A 21,707-nucleotide genomic window follows, 5' to 3' on the forward strand; every position below is an offset into this window, starting at 1 on the left:
AATAGTTAAAATTTATCCAAACTATAGATATTATCTATGAAGGCAAGAATGGAAATGCGCGGGATAAATAGTCAGACTAGAAGGAAAAAGACAGCCTATTATAAAAATAAGCTGTCTTTTTCCTTATTCCTTTACAAGATGCTGCTTTATGAAGTGAAGCCAGTGTTTGGCGGCGAACGAAAGGTACTGGTCTTTGCCCCAAATGATTGCTAAATTCCAGGATATCGTGGGGTTTCCCACTTTTATCGCCTTTACATTTTCAGGAAGCTGTCGGCAAATACTTGTGGGCAGAAGGGCAATTCCGAGATTAAATGCCACCATTTCTTTGATAAACGAATGCTGGGCACTTTCCGAAACGATATTAGGGTGAAATCCCGCAAGGTTACAGGATTGAATGATGCGGTCGTTCAAGACAAAATCATTATTAAACAAAATAAAGGACTCTTGGGACAAATCGATTAAACTGACTGCATCCCGGACGGAGAGCGGATGTGATTTGGGCAGAATTAGTTGTAAGTCCTCTTCCAAAATTGAAAAATAGTTAAATAGCTCCGGCTTGGTAGGGAGGACGACCATTCCGACATCGAGAAGATTGCTTTCCACATCCTCTTCAATTCTTTTTGATCCTTTCTCCACCAATTGAAACGTTATCCCAGGATATTGTTCGTGAAACTTGCTCATTATTTCGAGAAAATGATGGGCAGCAAATATGGGCGGCAGCCCGATTCGAATCTGTCCCTTTTTTAGCTCTAATAGATTACTTAGTTCCATACTTACATTTTTCATTGCATGATCAATCAGTTTGGCATGCTCCAGGATGACGCGGCCGGCATCTGTTAACGTTAATTGTTTTCGCGAACGGTCAAAAAGAACGACCCCCAGCTCTTGCTCCAGATTTTTAATCATTTTACTGATGGTAGGCTGTGTAATAAACAACGCATCGGCCGCACGTGAAAAACTATTCAGCTTGGCCACTTCAAGAAAATACTGTAAATGCTTGATATCCAATTGTTCCACCTGCCTCCTGTGCGGGAAGCAGATTTATTCTTCTCCGTGCTTCCCCACATGTTTTCTGGCGATCTTAACGTAATTGGTGAAGATGCCGTCAACATTCCAGCTGTTCAATTTTATCATAGCGGTTTCGCTGTTGACCGTCCAGCAATGAACAAGGAGGCCGTGCCGATGGGCTAGTTTTACAAATTCTTCGTTAAGGGTGGAAAAGTTTGGGCCGACACCGTCGGCATATTGGGCGATTTCCGCCAGCTTCATTTCAGCTGCATCCTCGCCCAATTGGATGAGGAGCAGTTCAGGTGCTTTGTGGCGCAGGTATTTCAGACTGTCCGAATGAAACGATTCGATGATGATCTTTCCGCGGTCAGCAGGGCCTGTACGCTTGCCAATCAATTGCTGCTGTCTTAAAACCCTTAGCAATTCATCAGCCATTTTTGGAGTCTGCTGTGGTTTTTTTATTTCGATATAGTAGTTGATAGATTTTCCATAATGGTTGATGACCTCGGCTAGAGTGGGAATTGTTTGTCCGTGGTAATACGGCTGCGCTTTTCCCGGGTATTTGTGGTTAAACCATGAACCGGCATCAAGCTGCTTTATTTCTGCAAGTGTAAAGGCGTGCACCTTTCCGCTGCCATTTGTGGTCCTGTCAAGAGTATCGTCATGAATGGCAATGAGCTGCCGGTCTTTCGTCATATGTAAATCTAATTCGATATAATCGGCCCCCTGTTCGACAGCAAGCTGATAGGCGGCGATTGTATGCTCAGGGGCGTCTCCAGAAGCACCGCGGTGAGCAATAATGGTCATCCTTTCCTTACCAAAACCTGCTGCTGTCGTATGGACTGGGAAGGTCACTAACCATAAAAGCAAAAGAACACGCACATCATCACCACTCTCCTGTGAAGGCTTAAAAAATTTTCACGGATATCATGTCATTTTAGTATATTTTAGCTAATAGAAATATGTAAATTTTTTACAATTGTTATCCTTTCCTATGTCGTATAAATTCAGCTACGTCCCATGAACCGCTCGAACGGACTCGTTAAATGGTGCGTTTTCATTTAATATTTGATTTGTAAGAAAAATCATTCGCTATTATCGGGAGAAATGTGTAAGATATAGTCGAATATCCATGATTTACTAAATAAATGGGAAACAACACAAATGAAGGGAATGGGACTGTGTGGTACGGACAAATCGACACCTTCACTATTTATGGAAGGAACACGGTCTAGTTATTGTAATATCATTCATCATTCTGATAAGTGCGGTCATTTTTCGTCAACCTTTATATGGAATTTTTGGTGAACAAAACTATCTGGCGATTCATTTTCTCATGGAGTCGCTCATTTTAACGATTGCCCTTATGATTACAACGCAATCTTGGACGATTTTCCCGCATAATTTATCAAAATATCGCCTATGGATTGGTTCAATCTTTTGTTCCGTTGCCCTTTTAGAAATGGCTCACATGTTGACTTACAAGGGAATGCCGCATTTTTTTGGTGATAGTTCGGCGTATAAGGCGACATGGTTCTTTATTGTCTCACGCTTAACAGAAGTATTCGGAATATTGTCGGTTGTCGCTTTGAAAGATAAGGTGGTGACCTATAAAAGCAGAATGATCGCTTATAGCCTTGCCTTTATTTATTCGCTTTTTTGGATTATCGTAATTTTTTATCCAAAGCAATTACTTCCACACCTTGTAATTGATGGAATCGGTACAACCAGCCTAAAGGACAATTTGCAGTATGTTGCCATGGGGGCGGAATTTCTCATTATTATTTTGTTACTGTTTCGGATTCGATCGAAGGAAATTTTTAATACGATGCTGATTGTGGCCTCGATCTATATGATTTGTGCTGATTATTTATTTACAACGTATAAAAGTGTGTATGATATTAATAATTTTGTAGGGCATTGGTTTCAATTGGCCGGCTTCTATTTTTTACAACGGGCCGTTTATCATTCCGCGATTGAAGAGCCCTTTCATAAACAAAAGGAGGTGGAAGATCTATTAATCCAAAATGAGCGCTTTCTTCAAGCAATCACCTCCAATATGGGTGAAGGCCTTGTCGTAATGGATCCAACTGAAAAGGTAACGTATATAAATAGAGAGGCGGAGCGGTTACTCCAATGGTCAGCGAGGGACATCCTCGGCAAGAATTTTTATGAGCTTGTTCTGAGAAAAAACAAGGCGGCAAACCGGGGCAGCGATTTATTCAAAGATGGAGAGGAAATGCTGCTGAAAAAAAGCGGAGAGCTTTTCCCAGCTTCAGTTGTGGAGACGCCATTTTTTGAAAAAGAACAGTTGGCTGGCTCTATTATGGTCTTCCGGGATATTACACAGCAAAAAAAAGACCAGGAATTGATTCAATACATGGCTTTCTATGATGAGTTAACGACTCTACCCAAAGCGCGGTTTTTACATGATAAATGGAGCGAACTCGTGCAGCGAGATCCGAATCAAAAACGAGCGATCTTGATTTTGGATATTGACCGCTTTAAAAAAATCAACGAAGCTCTGGGGCACTCTTTTGGTGACGTGATTTTGTGGGCAACAGCGGAACGGCTCAAAAGTTATCTGTCGCCAGAGTTGATTTTGGCGCGGCTGACAGGCGATGAATTTGCCTTAATCCTGCCAATTTTCAACCAGGAAGATGATGTTACCGTCGTAGTGGAGCAAATTCACACGGCTTTAAGGGAGCCCCTTCAAGCACAAAATCAATTCGTCAATGTCACGATGTGTATTGGGGCTGCTGTTTATCCCGATCATGGCAGAACGACTGAAGAATTACTGCAGCACGCGAACATGGCACTTATGGAGGCTCATGCCCAAAATCAGTCGTTTGGATTCTATCATCCATCAATGGATGGGAAGGCGCTCGACCATCTCGTGTTAGAGAATGATTTATATCATGCATTGGAAAATAATGAATTATACTTGGTTTACCAGCCGCAAATTAATCTGGATAATGGCGAGATAACTGGTGTCGAGGCGTTGCTGCGCTGGCGTCACCCCAAATATGGAATTGTCTCGCCGGCTAAATTTATTCCAATTGCCGAAGAAACGGGACTCATCGTGCCCATCGGGGAGTGGGTATTGCGGACCGCCTGCCGTCAAGTGAAGCAGTGGCATGATCAGAATCTCCCGCCAATTGCTGTCGGCGTCAACTTGTCGGTACGGCAGTTTTATCAACAAAACTTAGTTGATAAAGTACGGCAAATCTTAGCGGAGACCCAGCTGCCGCCGCACTATCTGGAATTGGAAATTACCGAAAGCATGATGATGAATATTGATCATACCCTTAAAATGCTGCAAGCGTTGAAGGAATTGGGGGTACATATTGCGATTGATGATTTTGGGACTGGATATTCTTCCTTGTCTTACTTGAAATATCTAAAAGTCGACCGCATCAAGATTGACCAGTCATTTGTCCGCGATCTGCTGTTGCATGAAAACGAAACAACCATCGTATCAATGATTATTTCAATGGCACATCACTTGCATTTTAATGTTATTGCCGAAGGTGTTGAAACAGAGAAACAAAAGGAAATCCTTCATCAGGAAAAATGCCAGCAGGTCCAAGGCTATTTATTTAGCCCGCCGCTACCGTTTGACCAATTAGTCGATCAATTTGGACTTAAAGCACAGGAAAGCTCAGTTACAGGCGAAGGGATCGAGTAAAAAGGCAGCTGTCAATCCGTTTGATAGCTGTCTTTTTTAGGGGGAAATGTCGAATAATGTCGAAATTATTTTGAAAGGGATAACAAAAAATATATTTTGAAAACAATAGATTGATGCTATACTATAACAGACTGGTAATGACATCATTACTAATGAAGTTTCATGTTTATCAATCTATCTGCATGGGGGTGGTAAAGGCCACAGAACTTAATAGGGTGGGATATAAGAGAAAGTGGGCCTATTTTTTATGCTGATATATAACAGTTGATTATAACTGGTCATAACATCGTGATGTCACTATTACCCTGCTCAAAAATCTATTAATCTGTTAAGAAGGAAGGGAAGCATTGTGAAAAAGTGGTTGATTATGTTGGTAGCCATAGTGTTGGGATTATTAGGATTAGCCGGATGCAGTTCAAGTGATAAATCATCCGGGGAATCGAAAGATGGAAAAGTTGAAATTACCTATGGATTTTGGGATAAGAAACAAGTTCCGGCAATCAACGAGATTATTAAAAAGTTTAACGAAAAATATCCAAACATTAAGGTGAAAACAGAAATTACTCCGTATGGTCAGTATTTCCAAAAGCTTGAGACCGCAGCAACAGGCGGGGCATTACCAGATGTTCTATGGATGAATGGGGCTCACGTGCAGCAATATGCAGAAGGAAAGGTTATTATCCCGCTGAACGACCTTGTTAAAAAAGACGATTATAGTTTAGATAACTATCCGAAGTCATTGGTTGATCTCTATACAGTCAATGACCAAGTATACGGAATTCCAAAAGACTACGATACGATCGGCTTATGGTATAACAAGAAGATCTTTGATGATGCAGGTGTAGCTTATCCTGATGAATCTTGGGACTGGAACAAATTAAAAGAAGTGGCGAAAAAGCTGACAAATAAGGATAAAGGGATTTGGGGTTTTGCTTCTACACTGATGAACCAAGAAGGATACTATAACTTCATTTGGCAAAATGGCGGTGAAATTGTTTCTGCTGATGGGAAAACCGCTGGGTTTGACAAACCTGAAACAATTGAAGCCCTGAAATTCGATGTAAGCTTTATTAAAGAAGGTTTATCGCCAACACAAGCGCAAATGACAGAAACGGCCGCATCTGAATTATTCTCATCAGGAAAAATTGCGATGATGTTCGATGGTCCGTGGATGGTTCCGGAATATAAGAAAAATCCTGACATTAATGTTGCCGTACTGCCAAAAGGCAAACAACGTGCTGTTTCGATCCATGGTTTAGCCAACGTGATTGCGGCCAATACAAAGCATAAGGATGCAGCTTGGAAATTTGTCCAATTCTTAGGATCAAAAGATGCGGCTGAAATATTTGCCAAAACCGGAACAGTCATTCCGGCCTATAACGGCACGCAAGATGCTTGGCTAAAATCAGTTCCGAATATGAATCTTAAGGTCTTTATCGACAGCGCCGAATATTCTGTGCCCCTTCCAAGTGTGAAAGCAACAGGGGAAATTTGGCAATATGAAGTGGATGTGTTGAAAAAAGCCTGGAGCTTGGAAGTTAGTGTTGAAGATGCCGCCAAAGAATTAAATAAAATGGCAAATGATGCACTCGCCAAGAACTAGAATAAATAAAGAGGGGAAATGGATCTTTCTCCTCTTTGTTTTCTAAAGAAAACTCGCCGATTGGCGAGCCTTTAAGGCGAAGACAGAGGCGTAGTTCGCCCAAAAGCACTACTTTTGGGCTGCGATGACTACCCACAGGAAGTCTTCCCTTGTGCACTTATACCTGATAGGAAAGTTATACTTTCCTATCGGCTAAAAAAAGGAGGGAAAACAGTGAAGGAACTTCCTCTGAATGGTGATGTGAAGGGAAAAAGGAAAAAATCCGTCTCCAGTTTAGCAAAGACGAAGAAACGGTCTGACTACTTCTGGGCTTATGTGATGATTGCTCCAACGATGCTGGGCTTGTTTATTTTTTATCTCTGGCCGATTCTCCAAACTTTTTACTATAGTTTTACTGAATGGGGTGCGTTTGGACAGCATATTTGGATTGGATTGGAAAATTATAAACGAATGCTCACTGACGCAAACCTATTTCAATCGATTAAAAATACGGCCATTTACATTATTTTTACCGTCCCGATTGGAATTTTTCTTTCGATCCTGGTAGCTGTTCTCCTGAATCAAAAGATAAAGGGAAAAACCGTATATCGAACCTTGTATTTCCTGCCTGTTATTACTATGCCTGCTGCGATCGCTATGGTGTGGAGATGGTTATACAATGCAGATTACGGTTTATTGAATTATCTCTTATCACTGTTCGGAATAAAAGGGCCACATTGGGTTAGTGATCCAAAAATAGCTTTATATTCAATTATAGTAGTAGCCATTTGGAGTGGAGTCGGCTATAACATGGTTATTTTTCTTTCTGGTTTACAGGGGATTCCCAGAGTTTATTACGAAGCGGCGGAAATTGATGGTGCCGGGCCGTTCACGGTATTCTTTAAAATTACGCTGCCATTGCTGTCTCCTGTCATTTTCTTTGTGACGATCATGTCCTTAATTGGCGCTTTTCAAGTATTTGATTTAATTTTTATGATGATCGGCAAAGGCAGTACAGCGTTGGAACATACACAATCCATTGTTTATTTATTCTATCAGCATGCCTTCGTCTTAAATGATAAAGGATATGCAGCTGCAATCGCTGTCGTATTGTTGATTGTCATCCTAATTATTACGGCGATTCAAATGGCCTTGCAGAAAAAATGGGTTCATTATGATTAAAGGAGGGGGAACCATTGGAAAAAACAAAACGGCTTTTTACCGGTAAGACATTTTTGATTCATTTCATTCTCATTCTCGGCTCTGTGGCAATGGTAGTGCCCTTTTTATGGATGATTCTCACATCATTAAAGACCTATGGTGAGTCGATTCATGTTCCCCCAGTGCTGATTCCAAAGGATTTACAATGGGGGAACTACAAGGAAGTTTTCGATTTGCTGCCCTTTTTTAAATTCATGCTGAACACGTTTATCGTAACCGTTGCCCGAACGGCTGGACAGTTGTTTTTGTGTTCGCTCGCAGCTTATGCTTTTGCTAGAATCGAATTTCCGGGCAGAAACTTTTTATTTTTGCTGGCGCTTTCGGTTTTAATGGTTCCCGGGCAGGTATTTTTGCTTCCACAATACATGATCATGGTCAAATTAGGCTGGTTAAACACCTTGCAAGCAGTCATTGTTCCCGGTTTATTTAGTGCCTTTGGGACATTCTTATTGCGGCAATTTTTCATGGGGCTTCCAAAGGAACTGGAAGAGGCCGCCCGGCTTGACGGCTGTAACCATTTTCAAATCTATTGGCGGATCATGCTGCCTTTGGCTCAGCCAGGGCTGATTGCTTTAGGAATTTTCACCGCTCTATGGAGCTGGAATGAACTAATGTGGCCAATGATTGTCAATAGTTCACCAGACCAAATGACATTATCTGTAGGCTTAGCTTCACTACAAGGCCAATATTTAACCAACTATCCAATTTTGATGGCAGGTTCGTTCTTAGCAATTTTGCCAATGTTAATCTTATTTATTATCCTGCAAAAGCAATTTATTGAAGGGATTGCCTTAACAGGTGGAAAATAACAGAATTCACAAGCAGGGAGGAATCATAATGATACAAGCAGCGTTAATTGGTGCAGGGAATAGAGGATTCTATGCCTATGGTTCATATGCATTAAGGTATCCTCATGAAATTCAGTTTATTGCCGTAGCTGAACCTGATAAGGAAAAACGTAATAAATTTGCCGAGGCACACGGGATTCCGGAGAGTAGGAGATTCGCAGATTGGACGGAACTGTTAGAAAAAGAGAAACTATGTGAGGCATTGTTGATCTGCAGTCCTGACCGTGATCACTATAAACCTGTGATGCAGGCAATTGAGAAAGGCTATAGTATTTTGCTGGAGAAGCCAATGTCACCGATCCCGCTTGAGACATTAGAAATTGCCGAGGCGGCTGAAAAGCATCAAACAATCTTGACCGTTTGCCATGTATTGAGGTATGCCCCATTTTATCAAGCATTAAAAGAAATCATCGATAGAAAAGTAATTGGGGATATTGTTTCCGTGCAATGGAATGAAAACGTCGGTTTCTATCATCAGGCACATAGTTTTGTCCGCGGCAATTGGCGCAATTCCCAGGAATCGAGCTCAATGATTTTGCAAAAATGCTGCCATGATATGGATATGCTGGCATGGTTAATTGATACGGAATGTAAGAGTGTTTCTTCTTACGGCAGCTTAACCTATTTCAAAAAGGAAAATGCCCCTGAAGGTGCCGCCTTACGCTGCCTTGACGGCTGTAAGGTGGAAAAGGAATGCCCATATTCCGCTGCTAAATGGTATTTACATGACCGCGATGAATGGCCGGCCAACGTGATTACCGCCGACTCAAGCCTTGCCAGCAGATTAAAGGCGATTCAAGAAGGACCATATGGGCGCTGCGTCTACCACTGTGATAATGATGTGGTTGACCATCAAGTCGTTAATTTATTATTTGAAAATGAGGTGACCGTCTCCTTTACGATGACCGCCTTTACGAAGGATATTTGCCGCCACTTTAAGATTATGGGTACAAAAGGTGAAATTATTGGAAATGATGCAAAAAATGAACTGCTGATAAACTATTTTTCCGGTCAGACGGAAATGGTTTACCCGGCAACCGTGAAGGGCGGACATATGGGGTCTGACACGAAAATTATGGCTGATTTCATCCAGCGGGTAAATGAGAAAAATCATAGCAGCTTAACATCAGCACGGGCATCGGCTCAAAGCCATATGATTGCTTATGCCGCCGAAGAATCCAGAGTAACCGGGAAAACAATTTCCTTAGAGGAGTATGTCTCCAATTTGAAAAAGGAGAAAGCAGAAACTGTTTAATAAAATTCACAGCTGAGGTGGTAATCTTTTCTAACTTATGTATATAATAGAATAGCAGAAAACTGGTCATAACAAAGATACCACTTTAAAGGAGTTTATCATGGTAGAAAAGGATTCTCGACTCCCACTTTATCACCAACTAATGGATATCTTGTTGGAAAAAATTGAATCAGGTGAGCTTGGAGAGAATGATCAGCTCCCATCTGAACGGGAATTATGCGAAACTTATGAAGTCAGCCGGACAACGGTAAGGCAAACGATGCAGGAACTGGAAAAGGAAGGGTATATTTATAAAATTCATGGAAAAGGGACATATGTTTCCCCGAGAACATATAAACAAAGCCTGGTGAAATTTTATAGTTTTACCGAAGAAATGAAGAAAGCAGGGAAACATCCAACGACACAGGTGATTTCCTTCAGTAAGGTGGTTGCTGATAGCAAATTGGCAAAAGTCATGAACCTGCGGGTCGAAACAGAACTTTTTAAAGTAACTCGCCTCAGGCTTGCAGACGAAGAGCCGATGTTATATGAAACCTCTTATTTGCCGGTGGATGTTTTTAGTAGCCTTTCCCGTGAAGACTTGGAGCATGCCCCAATGTATGAAGTATTTCGAGAACAATACAATGTAAACATCTCGAGTGCAGTGGAAAGCTTTAAAGCAGTAAGTGCGGACAAAATGGAGGCGGACATGTTACAGATCGTCGAAGGCTCTCCATGCTTACTGTTAGAACGAATCACGTATGATCAAAGCAGGGTCATTGAATATACCGTTTCCATTGCCAGAGGTGATAAATTTACTTATACAGTAGAGCTGAAATAGATGCATTTTGTGTCTATTTCCAGCTAAACTGGTAATGACGACATGAACAGTTGTAAGGAGGAGAATTCATGGACCTTTTAAAGTCTAATGAGACGGTGAGAATGAAGGTTGGCGCCGTCCATACTGCTAAAGAAATAGCGCAACAGCCGGGGTTATGGAAAGAGACTTTGGAGATTCTTTTAGATAATCGTGAGCGGATCATTCAATTTATCAAGAGCATCGAAAAAAAGCACGAGCAAGTGCGCGTTATTTTAACAGGGGCAGGAACATCGGCCTTTGTTGGCGAAACGGTGCTTCCCCATTTAAAAGGGATTGTTAATTACAAAAAAATAGTCGTGGAAAGTATTGCGACAACCAATATTGTTTCGAATCCCTACTCCTATCTGGATGCAGACTTTCCGACGATTATGATTTCCTTTGCTCGCTCAGGAAACAGTCCTGAGAGCCTGGCGGCGGTTCAGTTGGGTGAACAAATGATCAAGGATTTTTACGGTATTATCTTAACCTGTAATCCTACAGGGCGCTTAGCTGAGGAAAAGAAACATGATGAAAACCACTTGGTAATTTTTATGCCTGAAAAAGCGAACGACCAGGGCTTTGCGATGACGAGCAGCTATACGACCATGCTTCTTTCAGTGCTTTTGCTATTTCACATTGATCAGCTGGAGGCTCAGGTAACCACGGTTGATGAAATCATTCACGCCGGTGAAGCGGTCATTCAAGAAAGCGAAGAAAAGATTAAACAACTGGCTGGATTATCATTTTCCAAGGTTGTGTATTTAGGTTCCGGAGTCTTTGAAGGTTTATCACGGGAGGCATCGCTAAAACTGTTGGAATTAACAGGTGGAACGATTTCAACAACCTTTGATACATCGTTAGGGTTTCGGCATGGTCCGAAATCAGTTTTAGATAAGGAAACGATAGTATTTGTATTTTTATCAAGTAACCCTTATACAAGAAAATACGATCTTGATATTTTAGAAGAAATTTATCGTGAGCCGGACCGCGGGAAGTTGATTGCGATTTCTTCTGTTAAGGATGAGGCTGCTGAACAATATTGTGATGTTTGCTTCCATCTTAATCTCGAGAATATCGCTGACGATATTTTCCTCGCCTTCCCTTACATTTTGTATGCTCAAACCTTTGCCCTGTATAAATCAGTGGAACGCGGCTTTATACCGGACAATCCTTCCCCTTCAGGTGTCGTGAACAGAGTTGTGAAAGGTGTAACGATCCATACTTATCAAAATGAATAACGGAGAGGAGTAGCAGGATGATTATTTCAAAGAGTACAATTTTACTAGATGCTCAGTCAAAAGGTTATGCTGTGCCGGCATTTAATATTCATAATTTGGAAAATTAAAATCCTTGAAAAGGGGCGGAGATCAGTGCGGATGAGCAGATGCTATTTTTGCACGAATTCGCGGAAATTCTTGTAAGTACGAATTTGTCAAGCAAATCAAGGTACATGATTTAACGAGGAGGTCTTAAGTTGGACTATATCGCCTGCTTTGATATTGGTGGCACGTTTATCAAATATGGCCTGATTGATCGCGATGGCCAGCTTCATTTGAAGGATAACGTGCCGACCCCGAAAGAGAATCTCCAAACGGAGCTTCCCGAGGTTTTAACAGGAAAGATTAGGGAATTAACAAGAGCATTTCCTCTTACCGGTATTGGCATTTCCTCCTGCGGTCTTGTTGATTGCGAGAAGGGGGAAATTTTGTTCTCGAGCAATCTTAAAGGCTATTCCGGCATGAAACTGGCAAAAATTTTAACCGCTAAAACCAACTTGCCGGTTAGTGTTGAGAACGATGTAAAAAGTGCCTGTTACGGAGAAATGTGGAAAGGCGCCATTAAGGGAAAGAAAAATGTTGTTTTTTTAACATTAGGAACAGGTATTGGCAGTGCCATTATTATCGATGGGAAAGTTGTTAATGGTTCGGGTAACCTGGCCGGGGAATTGGGCCATACGGTAATTGTTGACAATGGGCGGCCGTGCAGCTGCGGTCGGAAAGGCTGCTATGAAAGATATGCCGCCACTTCTGTGTTAGTCCAGGACTATATCGAAAAAAAACAGCAAAATAGCGAAGTGATTGAGCACATTTCCGGAGAAGAAATAATTGCCCTCGTCGCGAGGCGGGATCCGCTTGCTGTCGCAGTGTATGAACAGTTTATTCATTATATTTGTGTCGGATTGGCAAATGTAACGCATCTGTTAAACCCAGAGGCGATTGTGATCGGGGGCGGCATCGCCGAGCAGGGTGATCAGTTTTTCGCCGCCATTAACAACGGCTTGAAACAGGAAATTATGCCCCTCTATCATCAGGACACGCTTGTATTTCCGTCTGCTTTGGGCAATCTTGCCGGTCTGTACGGTGCCTGTTATTTGACGTTAAAAAAATTCAAACATCCGATTGCTTAAACCCGCCGATAAATCGGCCCAACAGGTGATGATGTCGTTCAACTCGCAGTAAGCTGATTTGAAGCAAGGGAGCTGTCTCTTGCTTCTTTTTCGTGTTGGCGGGGTCGAAAGCTGTTTTGGTTGAAGTTATGACGTATAATATATATAATGTATAAACAATTTTCTCCATAAATAAATCAAGTTTGGAGGTTCCCAATGAATTTACACGAGTTTAAGCGGATCATTTTAGAATATCATCGTGAAATAAATGAAAATGTGAATACTGCTTTCCGTTTTTTAGGGGTAAATTATGGCTTAACCATGCTGCAGTTCCGGCTTCTAATGGAAATATACCGTCAAGGACCGCATACAATCGGCAGTCTGGCTGAAGCCTGTGGGATCGCCGGTGCCAATATTTCGACGATGTGCAAAAAGCTTGAAAAGCAAGGCTTTGTCAGGCGGATGAGGGACCAAACCGATGAAAGAGTAGTTCGAATCCGATTAACTGATTTCGGCGAAGGGACAATTCGCGAAATTGATCGCTATTTAAATGACAAGTTGACCCGTATTCTCGCAAACGAGGCCGAGGAAACTTTTGAAATGATTACAGCGGGAATGGGCAAAATAAGCTCATTGCTGCTAAAAATGGGTAGTGATGACGAAGGAGAGGCAGGAGAAACACCATGAAAGAAATCAAACCGCCAAAAAAACCGCTTATTTTTTATTATGGAATTATTCTAATTGTTGTCCTATTGTTAAATTCGGTGATTTTTCCGGAAATTACTCGCCATTCGGTAAAAGAGGTTGATTATGGAACGTTTTTAACAATGGTCGATAAAGGACAGGTAAAAGAAGTCCAAATTGAGGAGAATTATATTGTTTTTAAACCAGAAAATGCCGGTAACTATAAGTACTACAAGACGGGCGTCATGGACGATCCGCAACTGGTGGATCGGCTCCATCAAGCGAATGTGAAATTCACCAAGGTCATTCCGAAGGAAAATTCGCCGCTGTTGAATTTCTTCTTGACGTGGATTCTCCCGTTTCTGATTTTTATCGCGATTGGCCAATGGTTAACGCGCAAATTCCAAAGCAGGATGATGGGCGGCGGCAATGCTTTGTCGTTTGGAAAAAGTAATGCCAAAGTTTATGTCGAAGCGCAAACAGGCATTACCTTTAAAGATGTTGCCGGACAGGACGAGGCAAAAGAGGCATTACAGGAAATTGTTGATTTCCTCGATAATCCGAAAAAATATAAAGAAATTGGTGCCAATATTCCCAAAGGGGCGCTGCTCGTTGGACCTCCTGGTACCGGGAAAACGTTGCTGGCCAAAGCTGTTGCCGGAGAGTCAAAGGTGCCGTTCTTCTCGATGTCGGGATCTGAATTTGTCGAGATGTTCGTCGGCATGGGCGCGGCGCGGGTCCGCGACCTTTTTAAACAAGCACAGGAAAAAGCTCCGTGCATTGTGTTTATCGACGAAATTGACGCCATCGGGAAAAGCCGGAATTCCGGCATGGTCGGCGGCAATGATGAACGCGAGCAGACCTTGAACCAGCTGTTGACCGAGATGGATGGTTTCGATGCTGATAAAGGGGTTGTTATCCTCGCTGCAACCAACAGACCTGAAACATTGGATAAAGCCCTGCTTCGTCCGGGGCGGTTTGATCGCCGTGTTCCAGTTGAATTGCCAGATTTAGCAGGCCGCGAGTCGATTTTACGAGTTCATGCAAAAAAGGTGAAGCTTGACGATAACGTTGACTTTAATGTGATTGCCAGGGCAACATCGGGGGCCTCTGGTGCGGATTTGGCGAATATTATCAATGAAGCGGCGTTGCGTGCCGTCCGGCTTGGGCGCAATAAAGTTACGCAAAGTGACTTGGAAGAGTCGGTTGAAGTGGTCATTGCCGGCTACCAGCGGAAAAATGCCGTGATTTCGATGAAGGATAAACTAACGATTGCCTATCATGAAATTGGCCATGCTTTGGTAGCAGCGAAACAGAGCCACTCAGCGCCTGTTCACAAAATTACGATTATTCCAAGGACGTCAGGTGCCTTGGGCTACACGATGCAGGTCGATGAACATGAGACCATTTTGATGACAAAAGAGCAGGCATTAGATAAAATTACCACCTTTATGGGGGGCCGCGCCGCGGAAGAAATTATTTTTAAAACAATCACGTCTGGCGCCTCCAATGATATCGAGCAGGCGACCAAGATTGCCCGCTCGATGGTAACAAGATTCGGGATGAGCGATGAATTTGACATGATGGCGCTGGAAACGGTGAATAACCCATATTTGGGCGGGGACACCACGTTGATGGTCTCAGCCGAAACAGCTTCAAAGGTCGACGACGAAGTGCTGAAAATCATCAAGGCCAGCCACCAAAAGGCCAAGGATATTTTGCAGGAAAACATTGACAAGCTGCATGAGTTAACGAAGTACCTTTTGGAAAAAGAAACGATCACCGGTGAGGAATTCATGGCGATCCTAACTGGAAAGCAGGAAGTTGATCTTTCTAAGTCCCTTGTATAAATTCAGGATGTCTTGGAAATGTTTGTTTAGGAAAAACATGATTGGAAAAATCGGTGATTGTGTTTAAGCACGGGGTTCCTCAGGATAAATTGGTTCAAACTGTCCTTCATCGTGGCGATGAAGGACAAAATGGCATGAAAAATCGGCCCAACTGTCTTTCATCGTGGGGATGAAGGACAAAATAGCATGAAAAATCGGCCCAACTGTCCTTCATCGTGGTGATGAAGGACAAAACGGCACAGGAAATCGGCCAAACTGTCCTTCATCGTGGTGATGAAGGACAAAATAGCATGAGAAATCGGCCAAACTGTCCTTCATCGTGGTGATGAAGGACAAAATAGCATGAGAAATCGGCCAAACTGTCTTTCATCATGGCGATGAAGGACAAAATGGCATGAAAAATCGGGCAAACTGTCCTTCATCGTGGTGATGAAGGACAAACCAGCATGCAAAAACATCAACTTGTCCCATAGCGGAGTTCTATAGCATATTCTCATTCGCAACCACCGTTAACCTGTCCGACAACGATGAATGCTATTACCAAAAAAGCTTGGGTATTCCCCCCAGCGCTCCCTAATCAAAATACCGCCGTAGCAAGTAAGCCACCCACTTGCAATGGGGATGCTTGCGGATGTTTTCAAGCAATCCTACAACCACTGCTGGCGGGAACTTAGGTTCAAGCAGCTCCTCCTTCAGCAAAACCAACGATTCTTTTTCAAGCGATTCTTCCATTTCCGCTATTTTACTGTCGACGACGGTGATAATTTGTTCCTTCGTCACCTCTTCATTCAGCGGCTGGCATAACCTAATCAAATCAACCAGATCCTCCGAAATAAATGGGACGGTCATATGCTTGGCCAGCAGACTTGTTTTTTCCACAAGCGACTGTGCCAGCACGTTTAAATCCAATGGTATGACAAAAAACACAAATAACTGGGCATACGTATTGATCAAGCCTTTAACGCAGTACATCAAATCGTATTTGATCTCCTTGACTGCTTCGCCAAATAAACGGTCTATCATCGAAAGGATGCTATTTGTTAATAATTTATCGTAGTATTGCATCTTTAAAATCAGCGCTTTGTTAAAAGTTTGCGATTGTTCCTTAAAGAGAACTTTTGCAAAATCAGAATGCTTATAAAAATATTTATAGATCGTATAAAAAAACTGATATAAAAGTTCCTCTTCCTTCGTGTTTCTGACTATGTGGTCAATATCGGAGGTAATCTGCCTCATAAAATGGTCAATTAAGGCCAGGATCAATTCATCCTTTGACTTGAAAACTAAGTAAAAGGCTCCCTTTGATATTCCGCAATGCGATGTGATTTCCTGGACGGATGTTGCTTCAAATCCCTGTTTTGCAAAAAGCTCCAACGCTGTATCCATAATCAATTGTTTTTTTGACATTTTTACATCCGCTCCCATGTCTATTTGTTGACAAATGACTAACCGGTCATTATTATAAATAATTGAGTCTTATTAGTCAATTAAGGGTAGGTGTAATAGTGAAAGGATTAGTCAATTTTGTCATTCGGAATAAATTAGCAGTGTGGCTTTTAACCATTATCATCACGGCATCTGGGATCTATTCAGGGACAAGAATGAACATGGAGACGATCCCAAACATCTCTATTCCATACTTAATGGTGACGGATGTTTATCCGGGGGCCACTCCTGAACAGGTAATGCAGGATGTGTCCAAGCCGATTGAAAAAGCAGCCGAAGGTCTTGACCATGTAAAGGCGGTTTATTCCAATTCCTATGCCAACATGGCGAGCATACAAGTGGAATACGAGTATGGTATTGACATGGACGAGGCGAAGCGTGAGCTGAAATCAGCGCTGGACTCGATAAAATTACCGGAAGATGCGAAGGAACCGACAACTTCAGCGATCAGCATGAACATGATGCCGGTCATCGCCTTAAGTGTCAGTAGCACGAAAGAAAATATTGTGGATTTAACGTCAACAGTTGAGGCGAGCTTGCTGCCAAAGATTGAAAAACTGGATGGCGTTGCCTCGGCAACGATTACCGGTCAGCACATCGATGAAGTCGACCTGACATATAACAAAGCAAAAATGGATCAATTTGGCTTAACCGAAGATAAAGTCAAAGAGATTATCCAAGCGAGCAATATGTCTGTTTCCTTAGGCCTGTATGAGTTCAAGCAAGGCGAGCAGGCCGTTGCCATCGACGGCAAATTCATGACTGTAAAAGAACTGAAGAACATGAAAATCCCGGTCACACCGTCAGCGGCACATCCATCACCATTTGTTAAACTGGGTGATATCGCCGACATTAAAAAGGTCGGTAAAGTCCAATCGATCTCACGGACAAACGGTAAAGACGCGATCGCGATTCAAATTGTCAAAGGTCAGCGGGCCAATACCGTCGATGTCGTCAACAAAGTAAAAAAATTAATTAAAGATGAAAAGGCGAAAATCGATGGCTTGGTGATCAATGTTACCCTTGACCAAGGAAAGCCAATCGAAGAGTCGATTTCAACAATGGTGGAAAAAGCTGTATTTGGCGGCTTGATTGCCGTCCTTATCATCCTTTTGTTCTTACGTGATTTTAAATCGATGATGATTTCAATCATTTCAATCCCAGTGTCCATTTTTATGGCATTAATGCTGTTGCACTGGCTCGATATTACCCTCAATATTATGACGCTCGGTGCGATTACCGTTGCGATTGGTCGGGTCATCGATGACTCGATCGTCGTCGTCGAAAATATCTACCGGCGCCTGCATTTGAAAGAGGAAAAACTAAACGGCCGGGCCCTGATTCGCGAAGCAACGATTGAAATGTTCAAACCAATTTTAGCCTCAACATTAGTAACGGTAGCTGTATTCGCGCCATTAATGTTTGTCGGCGGGATGGTGGGCGAACTGTTCGTACCGTTCGCTTTAACGATGGCCTTTGCGCTTGGTGCTTCATTGCTGGTGGCAATCACTGTCGTACCAGCATTCTCCCACACCTTATTTAAGAAAAAGCTCTACGGCGAGAAAACGGAGAAGAGCCACAAAGAGGCTGGAAGACTAGCAAAATGGTACAAAGGTTTTCTCGATAAAGTGCTGAACCATAAAATTATCGCCTCGGTTCTTGCCTTACTTTTATTAGCCGGCAGTGTAGCTTTGACACCACTGATTGGTTTTAGCTTTATGGGCAGTGACGAGGACAAAGTGATGTACTTAACGTACACGCCAAAGGCTGGCGAGCTTCATGAAGAAACTGTGCAAAACGTCAAAGTCGTCGAAGATAAGATGCTGAAACGCAAAGATATTGATACGGTTCAAGTATCGATTACTGAAGCCGGTGACGAATCAGCAGTGATGATGGGCGGCGGTGGCAGCGGCGCCTTAATGTACCTGATCTTTGATCCGGACATGAAGAACTTCCCGGAAGTTCGCGATAAAATTGAAGATGAATTGAAAAATATCAATCAATCTGGCGAGTGGAAGAGCCAAAACTTCTCATCAATGTCGGTCGGCGGTAATGAGGTCAGCTATACCTTCTACAGTGAAGATCTCGGTAAACTGAATAAATCAGTTAAGATGGCCGAAGATACGTTGAAGAAACAAAAAGGCTTAAAAGATGTTACTTCCAGTGTTGAAGATGCGTTTGTTAAGTATACCTTCCGCGTGGAACAAGATAAATTAATCAATTACGGTCTAACAGCCGGTCAGCTGGTCATGATGCTGAACCCGCAAAGAACGGAAAATGTATTAACGACGATTGAAAAAGATGGGAAATCGATGGATGTCATCGTGCAGCAGCCACAATCCAAGCAGCCTAAATCGATTAACGAGATGTTAGACACACCGGTCCCGACAGCGCTTGGTAAGACCATGCCGCTCTCTGAGCTTGTCACGGTGAAAAAGGGCACAACTCAAAACACCCTGACACGCAGTAAAGGCGAATACTATGCCACGGTTACCGGGAAAATCACCGACAAAGATGTTTCCAAAGTCACTTCGAGTGCCCAGAAAAAAATTGATAAGCTGGACTTGCCAAAAGGGGTGACAACCGGTGTTGCCGGTGTCCAGGCCGATATGAATGAAACGTTCACACAGCTTGGTGTCGCGATGCTTGCGGCGGTGGCGATCGTTTACTTTATCCTGGTGGTTACCTTTGGTGAAGGTCTCGCGCCGTTTGCGATTCTGTTCTCGCTGCCATTTGCCGTGATCGGTTCGTTCGTTGGCTTATTCCTAGCCGGCGAAACGATTTCTGTTCCGGTCATGATGGGACTGTTGATGTTAATCGGAATTGTCGTAACGAACGCGATCGTGCTTGTCGATCGGATTATTCATAAAGAGCGGGAAGGTCTCGTCATGCGTGAAGCGATTCTCGAAGCGGGGGCAACACGTCTTCGGCCAATCTTGATGACCGCCATTGCGACCATTGGTGCACTGATGCCGCTCGCGTTTGGTGCAGGAGGCAGTGCCCTAATTTCCAAAGGCCTTGCTATTACCGTTATCGGCGGTCTCACCAGTTCAACGCTATTAACGTTGGTGGTCGTACCGATTGTATATGAAATCTTATCCAAGCTCTTCAAGAAAAACCGCAGGGACATTGAAGAAAACTAAATAGCATGAAAGACAGAGGGCGAAAGGGCTCTCTGTTTTTTATGGAAAAGGTGGAGTTATTTTTGGAGGCAGTATTTACTTGCGGAAAGTCACCTGTTACTTACATGTGCAGAGGTTACTTGCGGATGGGTCTCCTCACTTGCTGGCAGCTCTCTGAAATTATTTTTTTGCTTGACTATTTAAAAAACAAGGAATATAATTTGAATAAATTTTCAAAGTAAATAAGCAAATTAAAGCGTTGAAGAGGGAAAGTACGATTCAGGTATTTTTCACAGAGAGCTTCGGTAGCTGAAAAGAAGCAAAAGTACGAATCCGAAAAATGGCCTCAGAGCTGCGTGCTGAAACAATCTATTCAAGCATGAGCACAATAGATTGAAGTAGGTTCCGACGAGATTTGGTACTCGTTATCAATACCACAGTATAAAGAGCGGCATTCGCGCTCTCGTACTTGCAGAGGCTGATTTGCGTGAGCAGACAGCGAATTAAGGTGGTACCACGTGGATGATTTAACCACGTCCTTATCTATTTTCTAACAATGGATAGGGGCGTGGTTTTTTATTTTTCCCGCCTTAACGGGCAGTAAGATCCCCACCTCGAGAGTCCAAGTCTATAAATGGAATCTAGGTGGGGGATCAACTGCCCGTAAAGGTCCGATTGGTTCAACTAACCATGAGTGGGGGATGAAGAACCCCCCCACTCATGGAAGTTTCACTTTATCTAAAACGGTCAAGACCGAGCATTTTACGAAAGGGAGGAAAATACAATGAATAACAATCTCGTATTGCAAACAGATTTTGGCTTAAGTGATGGTGCCGTCAGTGCAATGTATGGCGTTGCGATATCAGTGAATCCGGGGATTCGAATTTTTGATTTAACTCATGACATACCGCAGTACAATATTTGGGAAGGTTCCTACCGCTTGTATCAGACGGTTGCATATTGGCCGGAGGGAACGGTATTTGTATCCGTAGTCGATCCGGGGGTCGGTTCGGAGCGTCGCAGTATTGTCGCCAAAACCGCTTTGGGTCAATATATTGTCACACCTGATAACGGCACGCTGACACATATTAAAAGCTGTATCGGTATAGAAGAGGTGAGAATGATTGATGAATCGGTCAACCGCCTGCCGAACTCCGGTGAATCGTATACATTCCATGGGCGTGATGTTTATGCCTACACGGGTGCCAGGCTGTCATCCAATATCATTACATTTGAACAAGTGGGACCAGAAGTGCCGGTTGATTCGGTAATTGAGCTGCCGAAGGACGAGCCGAAAATTACCAACCAAGTCCTGACAGGAAACATTGATATTCTTGATGTTCGTTTTGGTAATTTATGGACCAATATTGACCGCAAGCTGCTAAAGGATTTAGCCGCTGATTATGGTGATTCCTTTGAAGTGACGATTGAAAATGATACCCGCCAAGTCTATAAAAATATCATGACCTATGGCCGGACATTTGCTGATATCCATTTGGGCGAGCCACTGCTTTATGTCAATTCACTGGATAAAATTGGCGTAGCGATTAACCAAGGCTCTTTTGCCAAAGCATACCATATTGAAACGGGGGCATCGTGGAAAATTTCTATTCGCAAAATACCGAAGATTGTTTACAATTGAAGTAGAAAAGCGGAAGCGCCTTGGTCATCGCCGTACAAACTGGAGGGGCTTCGACTGAGATAAAGGAAACACGATGAACGTAGTGAATCGATGTTGACTTATCGTAGGGAGGAGACCTGAAGTTTGCTAGGCGATAG

15 protein-coding genes and 1 other annotated feature are annotated in these 21,707 nt (G+C 42.9%); of the genes, 12 read left to right on the forward strand and 3 right to left on the reverse strand.

The genetic code is table 11. From position 1 onward, the window contains the following. Positions 1-123: 123 nt before the first annotated feature. Both RCG24_RS18860 and RCG24_RS18865 read right to left on the reverse strand, forming a co-directional pair. Positions 124-1,008, reverse strand: a complete 885-nt coding sequence (locus RCG24_RS18860; RefSeq protein WP_202655996.1) for a cidABC operon transcriptional activator CidR — start codon at positions 1,006-1,008, stop codon at positions 124-126. Positions 1,009-1,041: 33 nt separating this feature from the next. Then, a complete protein-coding gene (locus RCG24_RS18865) occupies positions 1,042-1,863 on the reverse strand; it encodes a glycerophosphodiester phosphodiesterase family protein (protein WP_308077748.1) in 822 nt (273 codons plus the stop codon). Positions 1,864-2,191: 328 nt separating this feature from the next. Here RCG24_RS18865 and RCG24_RS18870 point away from each other — a divergent pair, with 328 nt between their 5' ends. The 10 genes from RCG24_RS18870 (at position 2,192) to ftsH (ending at position 15,360) form a co-directional block, all read left to right on the forward strand. Then, positions 2,192-4,696 carry a bifunctional diguanylate cyclase/phosphodiesterase gene (locus RCG24_RS18870; protein WP_308077749.1) on the forward strand — a complete coding sequence of 835 codons (2,505 nt, stop codon included), beginning with the start codon at positions 2,192-2,194 and terminating at the stop codon, positions 4,694-4,696. 349 nt (positions 4,697-5,045) lie between these two features. Further along, entirely contained in the window at positions 5,046-6,299 is a 1,254-nt protein-coding gene (locus RCG24_RS18875) for an ABC transporter substrate-binding protein (protein ID WP_202655881.1), read from the forward strand. Positions 6,300-6,527: 228 nt separating this feature from the next. Then, entirely contained in the window at positions 6,528-7,460 is a 933-nt protein-coding gene (locus RCG24_RS18880; RefSeq protein WP_308079212.1) for a carbohydrate ABC transporter permease, read from the forward strand. Between the two features lie 89 nt (positions 7,461-7,549). Next, complete coding sequence (locus RCG24_RS18885) at positions 7,550-8,308, forward strand: carbohydrate ABC transporter permease (RefSeq protein WP_308079213.1); 759 nt, start codon at positions 7,550-7,552, stop codon at positions 8,306-8,308. Between the two features lie 28 nt (positions 8,309-8,336). Beyond that, positions 8,337-9,602, forward strand: coding sequence for a Gfo/Idh/MocA family protein (locus tag RCG24_RS18890; protein ID WP_308077750.1), 1,266 nt, complete (start codon positions 8,337-8,339; stop codon positions 9,600-9,602). Between the two features lie 100 nt (positions 9,603-9,702). Further along, positions 9,703-10,422: a GntR family transcriptional regulator gene (locus RCG24_RS18895; RefSeq protein ID WP_308077751.1), complete on the forward strand. Its 720-nt coding sequence runs from the start codon at positions 9,703-9,705 to the stop codon at positions 10,420-10,422. Between the two features lie 68 nt (positions 10,423-10,490). After that, the gene (locus tag RCG24_RS18900) at positions 10,491-11,678 is read left to right on the forward strand and encodes an SIS domain-containing protein (protein WP_202655878.1); all 1,188 of its coding nucleotides are present in this window, start codon (positions 10,491-10,493) and stop codon (positions 11,676-11,678) included. A gap of 236 nt (positions 11,679-11,914) precedes the next feature. Next, positions 11,915-12,847: an ROK family protein gene (locus tag RCG24_RS18905; RefSeq protein WP_308077752.1), complete on the forward strand. Its 933-nt coding sequence runs from the start codon at positions 11,915-11,917 to the stop codon at positions 12,845-12,847. 195 nt (positions 12,848-13,042) lie between these two features. Then, complete coding sequence (locus RCG24_RS18910; RefSeq protein ID WP_308077753.1) at positions 13,043-13,513, forward strand: MarR family winged helix-turn-helix transcriptional regulator; 471 nt, start codon at positions 13,043-13,045, stop codon at positions 13,511-13,513. Beyond that, complete coding sequence (gene ftsH, locus RCG24_RS18915) at positions 13,510-15,360, forward strand: ATP-dependent zinc metalloprotease FtsH (RefSeq protein ID WP_308077754.1); 1,851 nt, start codon at positions 13,510-13,512, stop codon at positions 15,358-15,360. Before RCG24_RS18910 ends, ftsH begins: the two co-directional genes overlap by 4 nt. A 573-nt stretch (positions 15,361-15,933) precedes the next feature. On the opposite strand, the gene RCG24_RS18920 is transcribed toward ftsH, so the two are convergent. Further along, positions 15,934-16,767: a TetR/AcrR family transcriptional regulator gene (locus RCG24_RS18920; protein ID WP_202655874.1), complete on the reverse strand. Its 834-nt coding sequence runs from the start codon at positions 16,765-16,767 to the stop codon at positions 15,934-15,936. 98 nt (positions 16,768-16,865) lie between these two features. On the opposite strand from RCG24_RS18920, the gene RCG24_RS18925 reads away from it, so the two are divergent. Together RCG24_RS18925 and RCG24_RS18930 are read left to right on the forward strand one after the other, a co-directional pair. Next, complete coding sequence (locus RCG24_RS18925) at positions 16,866-19,949, forward strand: efflux RND transporter permease subunit (protein ID WP_308079214.1); 3,084 nt, start codon at positions 16,866-16,868, stop codon at positions 19,947-19,949. 229 nt (positions 19,950-20,178) lie between these two features. Continuing rightward, positions 20,179-20,472, forward strand: a binding site (T-box leader). Positions 20,473-20,712: 240 nt separating this feature from the next. After that, a complete protein-coding gene (locus RCG24_RS18930; protein ID WP_202655872.1) occupies positions 20,713-21,570 on the forward strand; it encodes an SAM hydrolase/SAM-dependent halogenase family protein in 858 nt (285 codons plus the stop codon). Positions 21,571-21,707: the final 137 nt, after the last annotated feature.

Source organism: Neobacillus sp. OS1-32, from assembly GCF_030915425.1.
Taxonomy (GTDB): domain Bacteria; phylum Bacillota; class Bacilli; order Bacillales; family Cytobacillaceae; genus Neobacillus; species Neobacillus paridis.

Coding starts and splice junctions, on each gene's coding strand:
- ftsH (WP_308077754.1), top strand. CDS start 13,510: ATGAAAGAAATCAAACCGCCAAAAAAACCGCTTATTTTTTATTATGGA.
- RCG24_RS18885 (WP_308079213.1), top strand. CDS start 7,550: ATGGTAGTGCCCTTTTTATGGATGATTCTCACATCATTAAAGACCTAT.
- RCG24_RS18930 (WP_202655872.1), top strand. CDS start 20,713: ATGAATAACAATCTCGTATTGCAAACAGATTTTGGCTTAAGTGATGGT.
- RCG24_RS18890 (WP_308077750.1), top strand. CDS start 8,337: ATGATACAAGCAGCGTTAATTGGTGCAGGGAATAGAGGATTCTATGCC.
- RCG24_RS18920 (WP_202655874.1), bottom strand. CDS start 16,767: ATGTCAAAAAAACAATTGATTATGGATACAGCGTTGGAGCTTTTTGCA.
- RCG24_RS18895 (WP_308077751.1), top strand. CDS start 9,703: ATGGTAGAAAAGGATTCTCGACTCCCACTTTATCACCAACTAATGGAT.
- RCG24_RS18910 (WP_308077753.1), top strand. CDS start 13,043: ATGAATTTACACGAGTTTAAGCGGATCATTTTAGAATATCATCGTGAA.
- RCG24_RS18900 (WP_202655878.1), top strand. CDS start 10,491: ATGGACCTTTTAAAGTCTAATGAGACGGTGAGAATGAAGGTTGGCGCC.